A 16,816-nucleotide genomic window follows, 5' to 3' on the forward strand; every position below is an offset into this window, starting at 1 on the left:
GCGCGCGTGGGTCGGTACTTCGCCCGCAAGGTGGCGATCTACGTCCTGACGTTCTTCGTCGCCGTGACCATCAACTGGATCGTCCCCCGGTTCATGCCGGGGGACCCGGTCAGCCGGATGCTCAGCCGCCATTCGGTGTCCAACCCGGACGCCGTGGCACCGATGCTCGAGTACTACAACAGCGTCTTCGGCCTGGACGTGCCGCTGTGGCGGCAGTACGTGAACTACTGGGCCGAGCTGTTCCAGGGCAACATGGGCGTGAGCGTCTGGCTGTTTCCGGCACCGGTCACCGAGGTCATCCTGGGCGCCGTGCCGTACACGCTCGCCCTCCTCATCCCGTCGATCCTGCTCAGCTGGTACACCGGCAACAAGGTGGGCGCGCTGGCCGCGCGCCGCAAATGGCTCGACAACAGCGTGCTCCCGCTGGGGTACGCGCTGATGGCCACGCCGTACATGTGGCTGGCGATCCTGCTGGCGTGGAGCCTCGCGATCGTCGCGGGGCTCTTCCCGGTGGCCGGCGGCTACGCCTTCGACCTGCAGCCCAGTCTGTCCTGGACGTTCCTGAACAGCCTGCTGCAGCACTGGTTCCTGCCGTTCCTGTCGCTGTTTCTGGTGGCGTTCGGCGGCTGGGCCATCGGCATGCGCAACCTGATCATCTACGAGCTGGAGGCCGACTACGCGAACTACCTGGAGTCGCTGGGCGCGCCCCGCCGCCTGATCCGCCGGTACGCCTTCCGCAACGCGCTGCTGCCGCAGCTGACCGGCCTGGCCCTGCAACTGGGCGTGCTCGTCGCCGGCGCCCTGGTCACCGAGATCGTGTTCGGCTATCCCGGCCTCGGGCGGCTTATCCTGATGGCCATCCAGAACCAGGACTTCTTCCTGCTCCAGGGCGCCTTCCTCTTCATCGTCATCGGCGTACTGCTCGCCAACTTCATCATCGACATCGTGTACGTCCTGGTCGACCCGCGTACCAGGACCGGCATGCAGGGGAGCGCGGCATGACCGACGTCGAACCCCAGGCCCGGCGAGTCCGCGAGGCGTTCGGTTTCGCGCTGCGCAACGGGAAGTTCGTCGGGGGCGCGGTGGTCGTCCTGGGCTTCCTGGGGCTCGGGCTGATCGCCCCGCTCTTCTTCGACCACGGCCATAGCGAGTACGTCGGGCCGCCCGGCGAGCCGCCGTCCGCCGACTACTGGTTCGGCACCACCACGTTCGGGCAGGACGTGTTTCTGCAGTTCACCCACGGCATCCGGTCGACGTACCTGGTGGGCCTGCTCGGCGGCGGGATCGCCGCGGCCATCGGCATGACGATCGGCTTCGTGGCCGGCTACCGCGGCGGCCTCGTCGACGAGATCCTCAACATGCTGACGAACATCGTGCTCGTGCTGCCCGCCCTCGCGGTGCTGATCATCCTGCACTCGTACATCGGCATCAAGAGCGTGCCGAGCCAGGCCCTGTTCATCGGGCTGTTCTCCTGGCCGTGGGTGGCGCGGGCGGTCCGCGCGCAGACGTTCTCGCTGCGGTCGCGGGACTTCGTCGACCTGGCCCGGCTCAGCGGGATGCGCTCCGGCGCGGTCATCCGCCGGGAGATCGCGCCCAACATGAGCTCCTACCTGTTCATGACGTTCATCCTGCTCTTCGGCGGGGCGGTGCTGGCGGCCGCGACGCTCGACTTCATCGGGCTCGGCCCCACCGACACCATGTCGCTCGGGCTGATGATGAACAACGCGGTGCACTGGAGCGCGTTACAGCTCGGCCTGTGGTGGTGGTTCATCCCGCCGGGGCTCGGCATCACGCTGATCGTCGGATCGCTGTTCATCATGAACGTCGGGCTCGACGAGGTGTTCAACCCGAAGCTGCGGGAGATGTAGGGATGGCACTGAAGGTCGACAACCTCCGGGTGTACTACCGGACCCTGCGCGGCGACGTACGGGCGCTCGACGGCGCCACGTTCACCGTCGCCGACGGCGAGATCATGGGGCTGGCCGGCGAGTCGGGCTGCGGCAAGTCCACGTTGGGCAAGAGCCTGGTCCGGCTGGACGGCCGCATGAAGCACGTCGGCGGCACGGTCGAGCTGGACGGCCAGGTCCTGCCGATCGCGGACGCGCAGGCGATGAACGCGTTCCGGTTCAAGACCGTCTCGGTCATCCCGCAGTACGCGATGAGCGCACTGAACCCCACCCGCAAGATCGGCAAGATGATCTCCGAGCTGCTGACCTCGCGCGGGTTCGACTACGCGGCGATCCGCCCCGAGCTGGAACGGCGGCTACGCCTGGTGGGCCTGGCCAAGGAGGTGCTCGACAACTACCCGATCGAGCTGTCCGGCGGGATGAAGCAGCGGGTGGTCATGGTGCTGTCCACATTGCTCGATCCCCGGCTGCTCATCGCCGACGAGGTCACCTCCGCACTCGACGTGTCGACCCAGCGGGCGGTGGCCGAGGCGCTCGTGGAGTTCCGCGACCGCGGCTTCGTCACCAGCATGATCGTGGTCACCCACGACATCTCGCTGGTGTACCAGATCGCCGACACCATCATGGTCATGTACGCCGGAAAGCTCGCCGAGAAGGCCCCGGCCGAGGCGGTGGTCAACGCGCCGCTGCACCCGTACACGCAGATGCTGATCTCGTCGCTGCCCGAGGTGGGGGTGCGGCACGCCGACAAGCCGCTGACCGGCATCCCGGGCCGCCCACCGGGGCTGCTCAAACCGCCGGCCGGCTGCCGGTTCCGGGCCCGCTGCCCGTACGCGTTCGACAAGTGCGCGCAGGAGCCACCGTTCGTGGAGGTCGACGACGAGCACTACGTGGCCTGCTGGAAGGTGGCGTAGCGATGCTGGAGCTCGACGGGGTCGGCAAGACGTACAAGGTCGGCGCGTTCGGCGGCCGCGAGATGGCCGCGCTGCGCGACGTCAGCTTCGCCGTACGCCCCGGCGAGGTGGTCTCGCTGATCGGGGAGAGCGGCAGCGGCAAGACCACCCTCGGCCGGCTCGTGCTGCGGCTCGCCTCGGTCACCCGTGGCGCGATCCGGTTCGACGGCACCGACGTGTCCCGGCTCAGGGGCCGGCGGCTGACCGGCTACTACCGCCGGGTGCAGGGCGTCTTCCAGGACCCGTTCAGCAGCTACAACCCCATCTTCAAGGCGGACCGGGTGCTGCACGCGATCCGCGCCGGCTTCTTCCCGGGCGTGCCGGCGGCGCGCTGGCGGGAGAAGGTGGACGCCGCCCTGGAAGCCGTCCGGCTCGACCCGGCGCAGGTGCTCAACAAGTACCCGCATCAGCTCAGCGGCGGCCAGTTGCAGCGACTGCTGATCGCGCGGGCGCTGCTGCTGGACATCGAGCTGCTCGTCGCCGACGAGATCATCAGCATGCTGGACGCGTCGACGCGCATCGACGTACTCAATCTGCTGGCCGACCTGAAGGCCCGCGGCCTCGGGATCCTGTTCATCACGCACGACCTGTCCCTGGGCCACTACCTCAGCGACCGGGCGGTGATCCTGCGCCGCGGCGTGGTGGTCGAGACCGGGCCGGCGGACAAGGTGTTCGGCGACCCGCGGCACCCGTACACGCGGACGCTGCTGGCGTCGGTGCCGCAGCTGCACCGCAAGTGGCGCAGCCGGCCCCCTATCGACTCCGCGGATCCTTGTGCCTACCATGGGCTACGCGCCGACGGCAGTTGCGAGGCCGACGGGAAGGTGCCGGCGCTGGCCAGCGTGGATGGCGACCATCTCGTGGGGTGCGCGCGGCTTGGTCAGTAACCCTTGGGGGTCCTGCGGAGATCGTGGGAGCGGTCCCACAATCTGGATCGAATCCATCGATCCAGGAGGACCCTCATGGGTGCACGACGACGAGGTCGTCACGAGTCCACCTCAGCAAGTTCAGTCAGCCGCCGCGGGTTTATCACCCGGGTGGGCGCCACCGCGGCCGGCGCCGTCGCGATCGGGGCGGCCCCCGCGGCCATCGGCGCCCACGAGGCGTACGCCGCCACCCCGGCCGACCGGTTCGGCCGCATGTTCCCCGACCTGCCCCCCTTCATCCCCGCCGACGACCGGCGCCGGGCCGCGCTCATCGACATCGGCAAGCCCGGCGGCATCTTGGACGCCAAGGACCCGCTCGCCGAGGGTCCGGTCCGGCTCATCACCAACCCGGAGCTGAGCCCCAACAACCGCGACAACTCCGACGGCACCACCATCCACATGACCGCCGGGGTCACGTTCTTCGGCCAGTTCCTCGACCACGACATGACGTTCGACACCGCCTCGCCGCTGGGCATCCCGACCACGCCGGAGTCGTCGCCGAACAGCCGTACGCCGTCGTTCGACCTGGACACCGTGTACGGCGGCGGCCCGGTCGCCTCACCCGCCCTCTACGAGTCCGACCGGGTCAAGCTGCGCATCGAGTCCAACGGACTGTTCGAGGACCTGCCGCGCAGCAGCAACGGGACGGCGATCATCGGGGACCCGCGCAACGACGAGAACGCGATCATCGCCGGGTTCCAGTCCGCGTTCATCCTGGCCCACAACCGGATCGTCGACGAGCTGCGGGCCCAGGGCGTACCGGCGGCGCAGCAGTTCGCCCAGGCGCGGCGGACCCTCACCTGGCACTACCACTGGATCATCCTGAAGGAGTTCCTGCCGACCATCGTCGGGCAGTCGATGGTCAACACCATCCTCAGCGGGGGCCGCCGCTGGTTCCGCCCCGACCCCAACCCGGCGTTCATCCCGGTCGAATTCCAGATCGCGTACCGCTTCGGGCACAGCATGATCCGGCCGTCGTACCGGCTGAACCTCGCCGGCAACGCGGACGGCACGCCGTTCTTCGGGTTCATCTTCGACCCGGCCGGCGAGGGCCAGGCCGACCCGGTCGACCTGCGCGGCGGGGCGCGGGCGCGCCGGCGGTTCGTGGGCTGGCAGACGTTCTTCGACTTCGGCGGCGCGCAGACCACCCACGTACGGCCGAACAAGCGGATCGACACGAAGATCTCCACGCCGCTGTTCCACCTGCCGCTCGGCGCGATCGCGAGCGGCGACCCGCCGACCTCGCTGGCCACCCGGAACCTGCTGCGCACCCTGACCTGGGGAGTGCCCGCCGGGCAGCGCATCGCCCAGAACATGGGCAACCCGATGCTGCACCTGCAGGAGCTGGCCGACTACGGAGTGGCCCTGGAGAACCAGACCCCGCTCTGGTACTACGTGCTCGCCGAGGCCGAGCGCCTCGCCAACGGCGTCACCCTCGGCCCGACCGGCGGCCGGATCATCGGCGAGGTCTTCATCGGCCTGCTGCAACTCGACCCCAACGGCTACCTGCGCGTCCAGCCCGGCTGGACGCCCACCCTGCCCGCCGTCACCCCCGGCACGTTCAAGATGACCGACCTGCTGCGCTGGGCGCGGGTGGACCCGGCCAGCCGCGGGCAATGAGTACACTCATCGGCCGGTAGGTACCAAGATCGGTCGATATCCACGGGGTTGTGGTTTGAGCACCAAGTTGGACGCCGACCTGGGCACGTTCCAGGTCGGCGTCGACTTCGGCACGTCGAACACGGTGGCCATGCTGAGGTGGCCGGACGGGCGCGCACGGCCGGTGCTCTTCGACGGTGCCCCGCTGCTGCCGTCGGCCGTCTTCGCGGACCCGTCCGGCGAACTGTTCGTCGGGCGGGACGCGGTCAACGCGGCGATGTCCTATCCGGAGGGCTTCGAGCCGTACCCGAAACGCCGGATCGACGAGGGGGTGCTGCTGCTCGGGGCCGCCGAGGTGCCGGTGAGCGAGGCGATCGCCGCGGTACTGCGCCGCGTCGTCGAGGAGACGCGGCGGGTCGCCGGCCGGTGGCCGGGCGAGGTCGTCCTGACGTACCCGGCGTCGTGGGCCGCGCGGCGGCGCGGCGTGCTGCTGGACGCGGCGGCCCGCGCCGGGATCGCCGGCCCGACCCTGGTCCCCGAGCCGCTGGCGGCCGCGTTCCACTTCGCGGAGCTGCTCGGCGCCCGCGTCCCGGACGGCGGCCACCTGCTGGTGTACGACTTCGGCGCGGGCACGTTCGACGCGTCGGTGGTGCGGCGCACGCCCGAGGGGTTCGCGGTGGTGGCCTCCGAAGGGCTCGGCGACACCGGCGGCCTCGACGTGGACGCCGCGCTCGTGGCGCACCTCGGTGCCGTCTACGGCGGCCGCGACCCGGGAGCCTGGCGCCGGCTGGAATCGCCGGCCGAACCGGCCGACCGGCGGCGGCACCGGCAGCTTTGGGACGGCGTCCGGGCGGCCAAGGAGGCACTGTCCCGCACCGGGACCGCGTTGGTGCACGTACCGGTCCTGGAGCAGGACGCCCCGATCGCCCGCGAGCAGCTCGAACAGCTGGCCCGGCCGGTCGTGGACCGGTCCGTGACGGTGGCGCGCGGCGCGCTGCTCGACGCCGGCGTCGACCTGCCGCAGCTGGCCGGCGTGATCCTGGTCGGCGGCGCCAGCCGGATGCCCATCGTGGCGACCCAGCTGCACCGCGCGCTCGGCATCGCGCCGACCGTCCTCGAGCAGCCCGAGCTGGTGGTGGCCGAGGGCAGCCTGCGCGCGGCCTTCTCTGCGGCCTCCGTCGGTGCCGCGGCCACCGTCGTCATGGATCGGGTACGCGCCGCGGCACCGCTCCCGGCCGTGGACGCCAAGCCGGGCCGGCGCCGGCGGGTCGTGCTGGCGGTGGCCGGCGGGACCGCGGCTGTCGTGCTGGCCGTCACCGGCGTCGTCGTCGGCAAGGGCCTGCTGTCGGACGGGGACCGCGGCGGCCGGCTGGCCGGGGACGGGGCCGGTGAGCGCTCGGCGGCCTTCGTCGACGCGGCCGGCACCGGCCAGGCCGGGACCGTGTCACCGGGCGGCACCGCGACCGGGGCGGCGGCCACCGGGCCGAGCGGCACCGCCGGCCCGACCGGGGCGGCCGGGCGCCCGGGACGGCGACCACCACCCGGGCCGGCAGCACGCCGACGAAGGCGACCGTGGAACAGACCATCGCCCCGCGCAACCGGACCGACGACGAGGACCTGGTCTCCGAGTCCGTCGGGGTGCGTATGACCCGCAAGTCCGGGAGCGGGACGGTGCCGGAGGTCCGGTTCAGCACGTCCATCAAGGGCCGCAACGGCTTTCCCGCGTACGCCGGCGCCAGCATGACCCTGGAAAACGTCTTCGACTACGACACGGTGTCGTCGAAGGTGCGGTACGTGATCGAGACGTACGAGTGCGGCGGCGGGCTGGTCGAGCAGAAGGACACCGGCGTGATCGAGAAGGCGTCCTCGCAGAACAGCTTCACCATCGACATCGACGGCTACTCGGGCGAGTTCTACGTCAAGTCGAAGCTGCAGGTGATGGAGTACACCCTGGACGGTGCGGTCTGGAGCGGGCAGACCCAGACGGCGACGAGCCCGTGCATCACGCTGTGACGCACGGGCTCGCCGGTGGTGTGGCGGCGGGTCAGCCGACGTGCACCATCGCTCGGGCCTCCTCGGTGGCGCCGGCCGCGGTGTCCTGCTTGGTGTTGCGGACCAACAGGAAGACGATCAGCGTGGAGGCGGCGATCAGCACCGCGCTCACCGTGAACGCCACGTTGTAGCCGTGCACCACGCCCAGCGGCGCGGACTGCGGGCCGTGGTCCGTGACGTACGAGGCCAACGCCGTGGTGAAGACGGTGTTGAGCACCGCGACGCCGAGCGAGCCGCCGACCTGCTGGGTGGTGTTGACCATCGCGCTGGCGACGCCGGCGTCGTGCTCGTCCACGCCGGTCAGCGAGGTGTTGCCCAGCGGCACGAAGACCAGGGCCATGCCGACCGCCATGATGACCAGGGCCGGCAGGATCAGCGTCAGGTACGACGAGTCGATCCGCAGCTGGGTCAGCCAGATCATGCCTGCCGTGGCCAGCAGGCCGCCGACCGTCATCATGCCGCGCGGACCCACCTTGGGCAGCAGCCCGCTCGCCACGATCGCGGTGATGATGAGCGCGAACGAGAACGGCAGGTACGCGATGCCGCTCTTGATCGGCGAGTACTGCAGGGTGCCCTGGAAGTAGTACGTCATGAACAGGAACATGCCCATCATGCCGGCGCCGAGCAGCACCGAGGTCAGGAACGAGCCACCCCGGTTGCGGTGCAGCACCACCCGCAGCGGCAGCAGCGGGTGCGACGAGCGGGCCTCGAACACCACGAACCCGACCAGCAGGATCGCGGCGACCGCGAAGAAGCCCAGCGTGATCCCGGCGGACCAGCCGTCCTCGGCCGCCTTCGTGAACGCGTACACCAGCGCGACCAGCCCACCGGTGGCCAGCACCGCGCCCGGGATGTCGTACTTGGTGTTGCCGTGCGCCTTGCTCTCCCGCACGATCGGCAGTGCCAGGGCCACCGCGATCAGCGCGATCGGGATGTTGACCAGCAGCGTCCAGCGCCAGCTCGTGTACTCGGTGAGCAGGCCGCCCAGGATCAGGCCGATCGCCGCGCCGACACCGGAGATCGCGCCGAACACGCCGAACGCCTTGGCCCGGTCCTTGACGTCCGTGAAGGTCACCGTGATGAGCGACAACGCGGCCGGCGCGAGGAGCGCACCGAACGCCCCCTGCAGGCCACGCGCGGCGAAGAGCGTGCCCGCGTTGGTGGCGATGCCGCCGAGCGCCGAGGCGCCGGCGAAGCCGACCAGGCCGATCAGGAAGACCTTCTTACGCCCGACGTAGTCGGCGATCCGGCCGCCGAGCAGCAGCAGGCCGCCGAAGGTCAGCGTGTACGCCGTGACGATCCACTGCCGGTTGGCGTCGGAGATCTCCAACGCCTCCTGCGCCCGGGCATCGCGATGTTGACGATGGTGGCGTCGAGCACGACCATGAGCTGGGCGATGGCGATGACGACGAGCGCCAGCCAGCGCTTGGGGTCGACGTCGGCCGCGCCCCCCGCGACCGGCGTCGCCGCGGCGGTGTCTTGTGACATCTCAATGCCTTTCGGTGAGGTCCCCCGTGCCGGCCCACCAGTGGGAACTGCCGGCACCTTCTGGCTCTGGTGAAGATAAAGATCCGGTGCGACAGAATCCGTACCAATTACCGGTAAAGGTGTCGCTGATCACAGCCGGCCGGCCGGTAGGTACCGCCCACCCACCACAATGGACAGACTTCCCCGCGCCGCGCGGCACCCCGCCCCGCCCCGCGCTGCACCCCGCGCCGGCGCCGTCCCGCAGCGCGCGGGCGTGCGCCGATCAAGGACATAGCCGTCGATCAAGGGCAAAGGGTCGTGCTTTGATCTCCGATCCACGACCGTTTGCCCTTGATCGACGGGAAAGTCCTTGATCGGCGCGTAGGGCCCGCGGTAGCCCTGCGGCGGGGCGGGGCTACCGCGCGGGCCTCGTACTCCTCGGCGTGCGAGGCGCGGTGCGGCGCCCGGGTGTGCCCGCCTGGGGTGCCGCGGCGTCGATCAGCCCTTGCCCGTCGATCAGCCCCTGCCCGTCGATCAAGGGCGAACGGTCGTGCTTTGATCTCCGATCCACGACCCTTTGCCCTTGATCGACGCAGGAGTCCTTGATCGACGGGCGGCGCGCCGGGCGGGCTGCGGTGCGGCGCACGGCACGACGTGCGGCCACGCCGGGCGGTGCGTGGGTGGTGGGTCAGGCGCGGAGGTGGGCTCGCCGGTGGGTGTGTTGTTCGATGTCGCCAGCCGCCGCGTCCAGCAGTTGGTGGGCGAGATCGGACAAAGCACGGGAAACGGCCAGTTCGTCGCCGATCGCGGGCACCTCGGGATCGACCGGGTTGCGCCGCGCCGTGCCGATGCCGGCCAGGCCCACCCGGTCCTGCGACTCCAGCCGGGCCTCCGCGCGCGTACGCCGCTCGTCGCCCTGCTCGTCGATGAAGATATCCACGGTCCACCGCTTCGCGAGAGCCATGGGGACCACCTCCTGGAGCACTCATCCTTAGCGTCGCCCTTCCCGGCCGGTAGCGCCAGCCCTTCGTGGGGGACCCCCGTTGGGCGTCCGGCCGTGAGGAGGGCTCCCCTGTACACGCCTGGGCAGGTATAGGGGAGCCCTGCTCACGTCGCAACGCCCCACAGGGGACCCCTACCGGGACCGCGTGCGCCGGCTCAGGCGGTGAGGGCGGGCAGCGCCGCGCGGTGCAGCCAGGTCGCGAAGAACTCGCCCAGCGGCCGGCCCGCGTGCTGCTCCGCCAGCGCGGTGAACGCCGGCGTCGTCACCGTGCCGTGCCGGTGCTCGGCGACCCACGCCCGCAGCAGCCGGAAGAACCGCTCGTCGCCGACCTCGCGGCGCAGCGAGTGCAGGGTCAGCGCGCCGCGCTTGTAGAGGCGCTCGTCGAACATCCGTGCCACGCCCGGGTCGGCGATCCGCAGGTCAGCCGGCCGGGCGGCCAGCCGCGCGTGCCACATCCGGGCGAGCGCCTCCGCCGGTGCCCCGCCCGACGCGCCGGACCACAGCCACTCCGCGTACGTCGCGAACCCCTCGTTGAGCCAGATGTGCCGCCAGTCGGCCACCGACAGGCTGTTGCCGAACCACTGGTGCGCCAGCTCGTGCACGACCAGCCGCTCGTGCGTGCGCCGGCCGTCCACGTGGTTCGCGCCGAAGATCGACATGCCCTGCGCCTCGATCGGATCGTCCAGGTCGTCGTCCGTGACCACGACCGTGTACTCCCCGAACGGGTACGGGCCGAAGAAGCGCTGCAGGGCCTGCATCATCTCGCCCTGGCGCCCGAAGTCGTACGCGAACCGGCGGCGCAACCGCGTCGGCAGCGCCGCCCGCTGCGGCGGCCCCCCGGCGTCCAGGTCGATCCGCTCGTACCGTCCTATCTGGACACTCACCAGGTAGGTCGGGGTCGGCTCCGGCAGATCGTAGACCCAGGCCGTCGTGCTCGCGCTCCGCCGGCGCTCCACCAGCCTTCCGGTGGCGATGACGGAGTACGGCGTGGCCGTGCTCACCGCGATCCGGTAGCTGGCCTTGTCCGACGGCTGGTCGTTGCAGGGAAACCAGGACGGCGCGCCCACCGGCTGGCTGGCCACCAGGACGCCGTCCGACAGTTCGTCCCACCCGATGTCGCCCCACCGTCCGTCGACCGGCCGGGGGCGGCCGGCGTACCGCACCTCCACCCGGAACTCCGCCTCGGCCGGGATCGCCGCCGCCGGCCGGACGTGCAGCTTGCGGCCCTCGTGCGCGAACTTCGCCGGCGCGCCGTCCACGAGTACCTGGCCGACCCGCATCCCGGCCAGGTCGAGGCTGAACCGGGACAGCCCGTGCGTCGCCAGCGCGGTGATGGTGGCGGACCCGGCGAGCCGGTTCGTGGTGATCCGGTAGTCCAGGTCCAGGTCGTAGTGGATGGCCCGGTAGCCGCCGTTGCCGTGCTGAGGAAGGTACGAGTCTCCGGACCGGTCCGCACCCGGCCTGGCGGCTTCCCTCATTCCCCGGCTGCCGGTCCAAGCCGGACCGGTCGCTGCGCGCCCAGCTCCGGCTTGGACCGGCCCCGGGGCTCTGCTGGCTGGCTCGCTGCGCTCGCTTCGGCCCCGGCTGCCGGTCCAAGCCGGGCCGGTCGCTGCGCGCCCAGTTCCGGCTTGGACCGGCCCCGGGGCTCTGCTGGCTGGCTCGCTGCGCTCGCTTCGGCCCCGGCTGCCGGTCCAAGCCGGGCCGGTCGCTGCGCGCCCAGTTCCGGCTTGGACCGGCCCCGGGGCTCTGCTGGCTGGCTCGCTGCGCTCGCTTCGGCCCCGGCTGCCGGTCCAAGCCGGGCCGGTCGCTGCGCGCCCAGCTCCGGCTTGGACCGGCCCCGGGCTCTGCTGGCTGGCTCGCTGCGCTCGCTTCGGCCCCGGCTGCCGGTCCAAGCCGGGCCGGTCGCTGCGCGCCCAGCTCCGGCTTGGACCGGCCCCGGGGCCAGGCCGCGATGGGGTTGCCCAGCCAGCGGGAGTCTGCCGGCACGGTGTCGCCCCGGGTGACCAGGGAGCCGGGCCCGACCGTCGTACGGGCGCCGATGCTCGCGCCGGGCAGCACGATGCCGTGCGGGCCCAGCGTCGCGCCGGGCGCCAGCGTGACCTCGTCCATACTCATGATCCGATCGTGGAACAGGTGGGTCTGCACGACGCAGCCGCGGTTGATGGTGGCTCCGTCGCCGATGCGGACCAGGTCCGACTCCGGCAGCCAGTACGTCTCCAGCCATACTCCACGGCCGATCTTGGCGCCCATCGTACGCAGCCATCCGGTGAGCACGGGAGTGCCGGTGGCCGCACCGATCAGCCACGGCACGGCGAGCACCTCCACGAACGTGTCCGCCAGCTCGTTGCGCCACACGAACGAGTCCCACAGCGGCCGGTCGGTGGCCCGGAACCGCCCCACCAGCGCCCACTTCACGGCGGTCGCCGTCGCGGCGGCCAGCACGCCCGCGCCCAGCAGCACCGCGCCGGCCAGCGCCCCCGCCGCCACCGGCCCGAACGCGTTCCACAGCGTGACGAGCGCGGCCAGTACGAGTACGGCGAGCACCGCGCCGCAGGCCACCGGCACCAGCCGGCACAGCTCGACCAGGGCCCGGGCGACCTTCAGCCGTACCGGCGGGTCGAACGTCCGGCTGCTGTCCGCCTCCTCCGGCGAGCGGCGCAGCGGCATGGGCGGCATGCCCAGCCAGGACGAGCCCTTCTTCGCCTTCCGCGGTGCGGAGGACAGCACGCCCACCAGCCCGCGCTTGGGCACCGAGTGACCGGGCGCGGCCATCCCCGAGTTGCCGAGGAACGCCTGCTTGCCGATCCGGGCCGGGGCCGCGTGCAGCCAGCCGTGCCCGAGCTCGTAGGTGGCCACCATCGTGTCGTCGGCCAGGAACGCGCCGTCGGCCACCGTGGTCATCTTTGGCAGGGCGAGCACGGTGGACACCTCGACGTCCCGGCCCACCTTCGCGCCGAGCAGCCGCAGCCACACCGGCGTGAGCAGGCTGGCGTACAAGGGGAAGAGCCCGACCCGGGCCATGCCCATCAGCCGTTCGGTCGCCCAGATCTGCCACGCGATCCGGCCGTGCACCGGGTGGTAGCCGGCGTGCAGGCCCACGCTCAGCGCCCGCACCGCGCCGAGCACCAGCGCCGCGTACGCGGCGAGGTACGCCAGGGCGGCCAGCGGCGCGGCGAGCAGGGCGGCGGTCACCGCGGCGCCCACGGTCGCGGTGCCGTGCACCGCGTACGCCAGCACCGCCACGCCTGGTAGCGCCGCCACCGCCGGCAGCACACCCAGCAGGACCGAGGTGACGCCGTACGCCGTGGCCCACCGCCGGGACCGGGGCGCCCGCTCCTCCGGCCAGGCGTGCGCGCTCCGGCCGGCCCGGGTGGCCGGCGAGCCGACCCAGCGCTGTCCCTGCGGCACCGTCCCGCGCACCGTCGAGCCCGGCCCGATCTCCGCGCCCTTGCCCACCCGTACGCCCGGCAGCAGCGTGCTGCGCGCGCCGATCCGCGCGCCGGCGCCGATCCGGATCTGTCCAATGTGTACGACGTCGCCGTCGACCCAGTACCCGGACAGGTCGACCTCGGGCTCCACGGCCGCGCCCCGGCCGAGCCGCAGCATGCCGGTGACCGGCGGGGCCGAGTGCAGGTCGACGTCCGGCCCGATCTGGGCGCCCAGCGCACGCGCGTACCGGGTCATCCAGGACGCCCCGGCGACGCTGGTGGCGCCGCTCAGCTCGGCGAGGCGTTCCGCCGTCCAGAGCCGCAGGTGGACCGCGCCGCCGCGCGGATAGCGACCGGGACGGACGCCGCGCAGCAGTAGCCGCGCCCCGCCGGCGGCGATGGCGATCCGGCCGACCGGGCTGAAGAGCACCAGCCAGCCCAGCGCCACCCACCACCAGGAGACCACCGGCGCCCACGGCGTGCCGAGGAGCTCGGCCGCCGCGGCCAGGACGGTCAGCCAGCGCAGCCCGACGACCGTCATCAGCGGCACCATGAGCAGCGTCTGGATCACGCCAGCGCGCCGCGGGGTGGGTGCGACCTCGCGTTTGGTGGTGGTGGCCGCGCCCCGCGTCTCCAGCACCGCGGCCAGCTGCCCGAGCCTCGGGTGCTGGTAGAGGTCGCCGACGGAGACCTGCGGGAAGCGGGCCCGGATCCACGCGACGAGCTGCGCGGCGGCGAGGCTGCCGCCGCCGTTGCTGAAGAAGTCCGCGTCCGGGGCGGTGACGCGTACGCCGAGGACCTCGGCCCAGCCGTCGGCCAGCCACGCCTCGGTCGCGGACAGCTCCGCCGGCGCGGTGTCCGCCGCCTCCGTGTCGGGCAGCGGCCAGGGCAGCGCGGCCCGGTCCACCTTTCCGGAGGTCCGGGTGGGCAGCGCCTCGACGACCGCCAGCCGGGGGACCAGCGCGGCGGGCAGCTGCTCGCGCAGCCGGGCGAGCGCCGCGGCCGGGTCGAACGGTGCGCCTTCGCGCACGGCCACGTAGCCGACCAGGATCTGATTGCCCGATCCGGTACGGCGCACCGCCGCCGCGGCGCCCGCGACGTCCGGCAGGGCCTGCAGTGCGGCGTCCACCTCGCCCAGCTCGATCCGGCGGCCGCCGAGCTTGACCTGCTCGTCGTTGCGGCCCACGAAGATCAGCCCCGCGGGGTCGGCGCGGACCACGTCGCCGCTGCGGTAGGCGCGGTCCCAGCCGAGCGACGGCAGCGGCGCGAACCGCTCGGCGTCCTTGTCGGCGTCCAGGTAGCGGGCCAGTCCCACGCCGCCGATGACCAGCTCGCCGGTGTCGCCCATCGGCACCGGTTCGCCGTCCGCGTCGACCACCGCCAGCTCCCAGCCGGCCAGCGGCAGCCCGATCCGCACCGGGCCCTCGCCGGTCAGCTGGGCGGCGCACGCCACGACGGTGGCCTCGGTCGGCCCGTACGTGTTCCAGACCTCGCGCCCGTCCACGGCGAGCCGCTCCGCCAGTTCCGGCGGGCACGCCTCGCCCCCGAAGATCAGCAGCCGTACGTCGTCCAGCGCCTCCGCGGGCCACAGCGCGGCCAGGGTCGGCACCGTCGACACGACGGTGATGCGCTGGTCGGCCAGCCACGGGCCGAGGTCGACGCCGCTGCGGACGAGGGACCGCGCCGCCGGCACCAGGCAGGCGCCGTGCCGCCAGGCCAGCCACATCTCCTCGCAGGACGCGTCGAACGCCACCGACAGCCCGGCCAGCACCCGGTCGCCCGGCCCGATGGGCGCGTTCTTGAGGAAGAGCCGCGCCTCCGCGTCCACGAACGCCGCCGCGGACGCGTGGCTGACCGCGACGCCCTTCGGCCGGCCGGTGGAGCCGGAGGTGAAGATGATCCACGCGTCGTCGTACGGCCGCGGCTCGTTGCCGGCAGCGTGGATGGTGAGCGCGCCGCCGTCGCCGAGCACCGCGCACACGCCGGCCTCCGCGAAGACCAGCGCGGCCCGCTCGTCCGGATCGTCGGCGTCCACGGGTACGTACGCCGCGCCGGCCGCGAGAACCCCGAGGATCGCGGTGTACAGCTCGGCCGTACCCGAAGAGATCCTGATCCCGACGCGGTCGCCGGCGCCGATGCCCGCGGCGGCAAGCTTTTCGGACTGCGCCTCGACCTCGGCGGCCAGCCGGCGGTAGTCGTACACCTCGGTGCCGTCGTCGAGTGCGGGCGCGTCTGGATAGCGGGCGACCGTCGCGGCGAAGATGTCCAGCAGCGTGCGGCGGTCGGGGGCGCGTTCCGTTGCGTACACAGCGGCGGGCAGCACAGGGGTGAGGGTCATCGCGCACCTTCCTGGACGGACGCCATCGGGGCGCGCGTGCCAACCGTCCAGGGTACGGGACCTGACGAGCAGGTAACGGCCGAACGACAGCTTCGTGTCCGCCGCCACAACGCGTCCCTATGGTGCGGGGTAGAGGCCGCGTTCCCGTGCGGCCAGCCGGGTCAGGCCCAGCAACGCGTTCATGTACGGGGTGGCGACGCCAGCGGCAGCGCCGATTTCGCGTACGACGGTGACCATGGCGTCCAGTTCCAGCGGCCGTCCGGCCTCCGCGTCCTGCAGCATCGACGTCTTGAACGCGCCGAGCCGGCGGGTCACGGCGTTCCGGTCGGCGGCGGTCTGCGCGATCGGGCAGCCGATCCGTTCGCCGATGGCCGCCGCTTCGCCCATCACGGCGCGGATGAACCCGTCGACGAGGTCGTCGTCCAGGATCCGGTCGGCGGTCGCCCCGGTGAGTGCCGAGATCGGGTTCATCGTCATGTTGCCCCACAGCTTGTACCAGATCTCGTTCTGGATCCGCGTGGAGACGGTGACCGCGAAGCCGGCCGGTGTCAGCAACTCGGCGAGGGCGTCCACGCGCTTGCTCGTCCCGCCGCGCGGTTCGCCGAGGATCAGGCCGTTGCCGGCGTGGTGCCGGGCCAACCCCGGCTCGACGACGCTGGCGCTGAGGTGGACGACGCAGCCGGCGAGGTTGGCGGTCGGGATCGCGGCGGCCACCGACCCGTCCGGGTCGACCGCGCGCAGCCGCAGCCCGTCGAACGGCCCGCCGATGCCGTCGAAGAACCACCACGGCACCCCGTTGATGGCCGGCACCACCACGGTGTCCGCGCCGATCAACGGTCCGAGCGCGGGGGCGAGGGCGGGCAGCGCGTGGGCCTTGACGGTCAGCACGACGACGTCCTGCTCGCCCAACTCCGCCGGGTCGTCGCTGGCCGTGACCGGCCCGGTGACGAGGCCGTCCGCCGTATGCAGCCGCCACCCGTGCGCCCGCAGCGCCGCCAACGTCCCCCCACGCGCCAGAGCTGTGGTCGTGGCGCCACCGCTAGCGGCCACCCGCCCCCCGATGACGCTCCCGACGGCGCCCGCCCCGACGATGCACACCCTCACACCCGCGACGTTAGCAAGGGACCCTTCCTATGCAGAAAG

General features: G+C 72.3%; 12 protein-coding genes and 1 pseudogene. 7 read left to right on the top strand and 6 right to left on the bottom strand.

From position 1 onward, the window contains the following. Window positions 1–6 precede the first annotated feature (6 nt). The 7 genes from Prum_RS40700 to Prum_RS40730 all read left to right on the top strand — a co-directional run bounded on the left by Prum_RS40700 (window position 7) and on the right by Prum_RS40730 (window position 7,398). The gene (locus Prum_RS40700; protein ID WP_173082358.1) at window positions 7–1,002 is read left to right on the top strand and encodes an ABC transporter permease; all 996 of its coding nucleotides are present in this window, start codon (window positions 7–9) and stop codon (window positions 1,000–1,002) included. Further along, on the top strand, window positions 999–1,868 hold the full coding sequence (locus Prum_RS40705) for an ABC transporter permease (protein ID WP_173082360.1): 870 nt from the start codon (window positions 999–1,001) through the stop codon (window positions 1,866–1,868). Before Prum_RS40700 ends, Prum_RS40705 begins: the two co-directional genes overlap by 4 nt. Before the next feature lie 2 nt (window positions 1,869–1,870). After that, window positions 1,871–2,821 (top strand): ABC transporter ATP-binding protein, encoded by a 951-nt coding sequence (locus Prum_RS40710; protein ID WP_173082362.1) that lies wholly within the window; start codon window positions 1,871–1,873, stop codon window positions 2,819–2,821. A gap of 2 nt (window positions 2,822–2,823) precedes the next feature. Then, entirely contained in the window at window positions 2,824–3,747 is a 924-nt protein-coding gene (locus Prum_RS40715) for an ABC transporter ATP-binding protein (protein WP_173082364.1), read from the top strand. 150 nt (window positions 3,748–3,897) lie between these two features. Further along, complete coding sequence (locus Prum_RS40720; RefSeq protein WP_173082366.1) at window positions 3,898–5,406, top strand: peroxidase family protein; 1,509 nt, start codon at window positions 3,898–3,900, stop codon at window positions 5,404–5,406. Window positions 5,407–5,461: 55 nt separating this feature from the next. After that, window positions 5,462–7,033 (top strand): Hsp70 family protein, encoded by a 1,572-nt coding sequence (locus Prum_RS40725; protein ID WP_246278434.1) that lies wholly within the window; start codon window positions 5,462–5,464, stop codon window positions 7,031–7,033. After that, a complete protein-coding gene (locus Prum_RS40730; protein WP_173082368.1) occupies window positions 6,958–7,398 on the top strand; it encodes a hypothetical protein in 441 nt (146 codons plus the stop codon). Before Prum_RS40725 ends, Prum_RS40730 begins: the two co-directional genes overlap by 76 nt. Before the next feature lie 31 nt (window positions 7,399–7,429). Here Prum_RS40730 and Prum_RS40735 read toward each other — a convergent pair whose 3' ends face one another. From Prum_RS40735 to Prum_RS40755, 6 genes and pseudogenes are all read right to left on the bottom strand, one after another. Then, window positions 7,430–8,767, bottom strand: a complete 1,338-nt coding sequence (locus Prum_RS40735; protein WP_246278435.1) for an MFS transporter — start codon at window positions 8,765–8,767, stop codon at window positions 7,430–7,432. Next, a complete protein-coding gene (locus Prum_RS52830) occupies window positions 8,716–8,925 on the bottom strand; it encodes a hypothetical protein (protein ID WP_246278436.1) in 210 nt (69 codons plus the stop codon). Before Prum_RS52830 ends, Prum_RS40735 begins: the two co-directional genes overlap by 52 nt. Window positions 8,926–9,592: 667 nt before the next feature. Beyond that, on the bottom strand, window positions 9,593–9,868 hold the full coding sequence (locus Prum_RS40740; RefSeq protein WP_173082370.1) for a DUF1876 domain-containing protein: 276 nt from the start codon (window positions 9,866–9,868) through the stop codon (window positions 9,593–9,595). A 194-nt stretch (window positions 9,869–10,062) separates the two neighbouring features. Beyond that, window positions 10,063–11,385 (bottom strand): M1 family metallopeptidase, encoded by a 1,323-nt coding sequence (locus tag Prum_RS40745; RefSeq protein WP_173084720.1) that lies wholly within the window; start codon window positions 11,383–11,385, stop codon window positions 10,063–10,065. 484 nt (window positions 11,386–11,869) lie between these two features. Then, window positions 11,870–15,673, bottom strand: a pseudogene (locus Prum_RS40750) (Pls/PosA family non-ribosomal peptide synthetase); the annotation flags it as partial. A gap of 117 nt (window positions 15,674–15,790) precedes the next feature. Further along, on the bottom strand, window positions 15,791–16,777 hold the full coding sequence (locus Prum_RS40755) for a 2-dehydropantoate 2-reductase (protein WP_173082372.1): 987 nt from the start codon (window positions 16,775–16,777) through the stop codon (window positions 15,791–15,793). Between the last annotated feature and the right edge of the window lie 39 nt (window positions 16,778–16,816).

Origin of the sequence: Phytohabitans rumicis (assembly GCF_011764445.1) — a bacterium.
GTDB lineage: Bacteria > Actinomycetota > Actinomycetes > Mycobacteriales > Micromonosporaceae > Phytohabitans > Phytohabitans rumicis.

Coding starts and splice junctions, on each gene's coding strand:
- Prum_RS40715 (WP_173082364.1), top strand. CDS start 2,824: ATGCTGGAGCTCGACGGGGTCGGCAAGACGTACAAGGTCGGCGCGTTC.
- Prum_RS52830 (WP_246278436.1), bottom strand. CDS start 8,925: ATGTCACAAGACACCGCCGCGGCGACGCCGGTCGCGGGGGGCGCGGCC.
- Prum_RS40745 (WP_173084720.1), bottom strand. CDS start 11,385: ATGAGGGAAGCCGCCAGGCCGGGTGCGGACCGGTCCGGAGACTCGTAC.
- Prum_RS40710 (WP_173082362.1), top strand. CDS start 1,871: ATGGCACTGAAGGTCGACAACCTCCGGGTGTACTACCGGACCCTGCGC.
- Prum_RS40705 (WP_173082360.1), top strand. CDS start 999: ATGACCGACGTCGAACCCCAGGCCCGGCGAGTCCGCGAGGCGTTCGGT.
- Prum_RS40740 (WP_173082370.1), bottom strand. CDS start 9,868: ATGGCTCTCGCGAAGCGGTGGACCGTGGATATCTTCATCGACGAGCAG.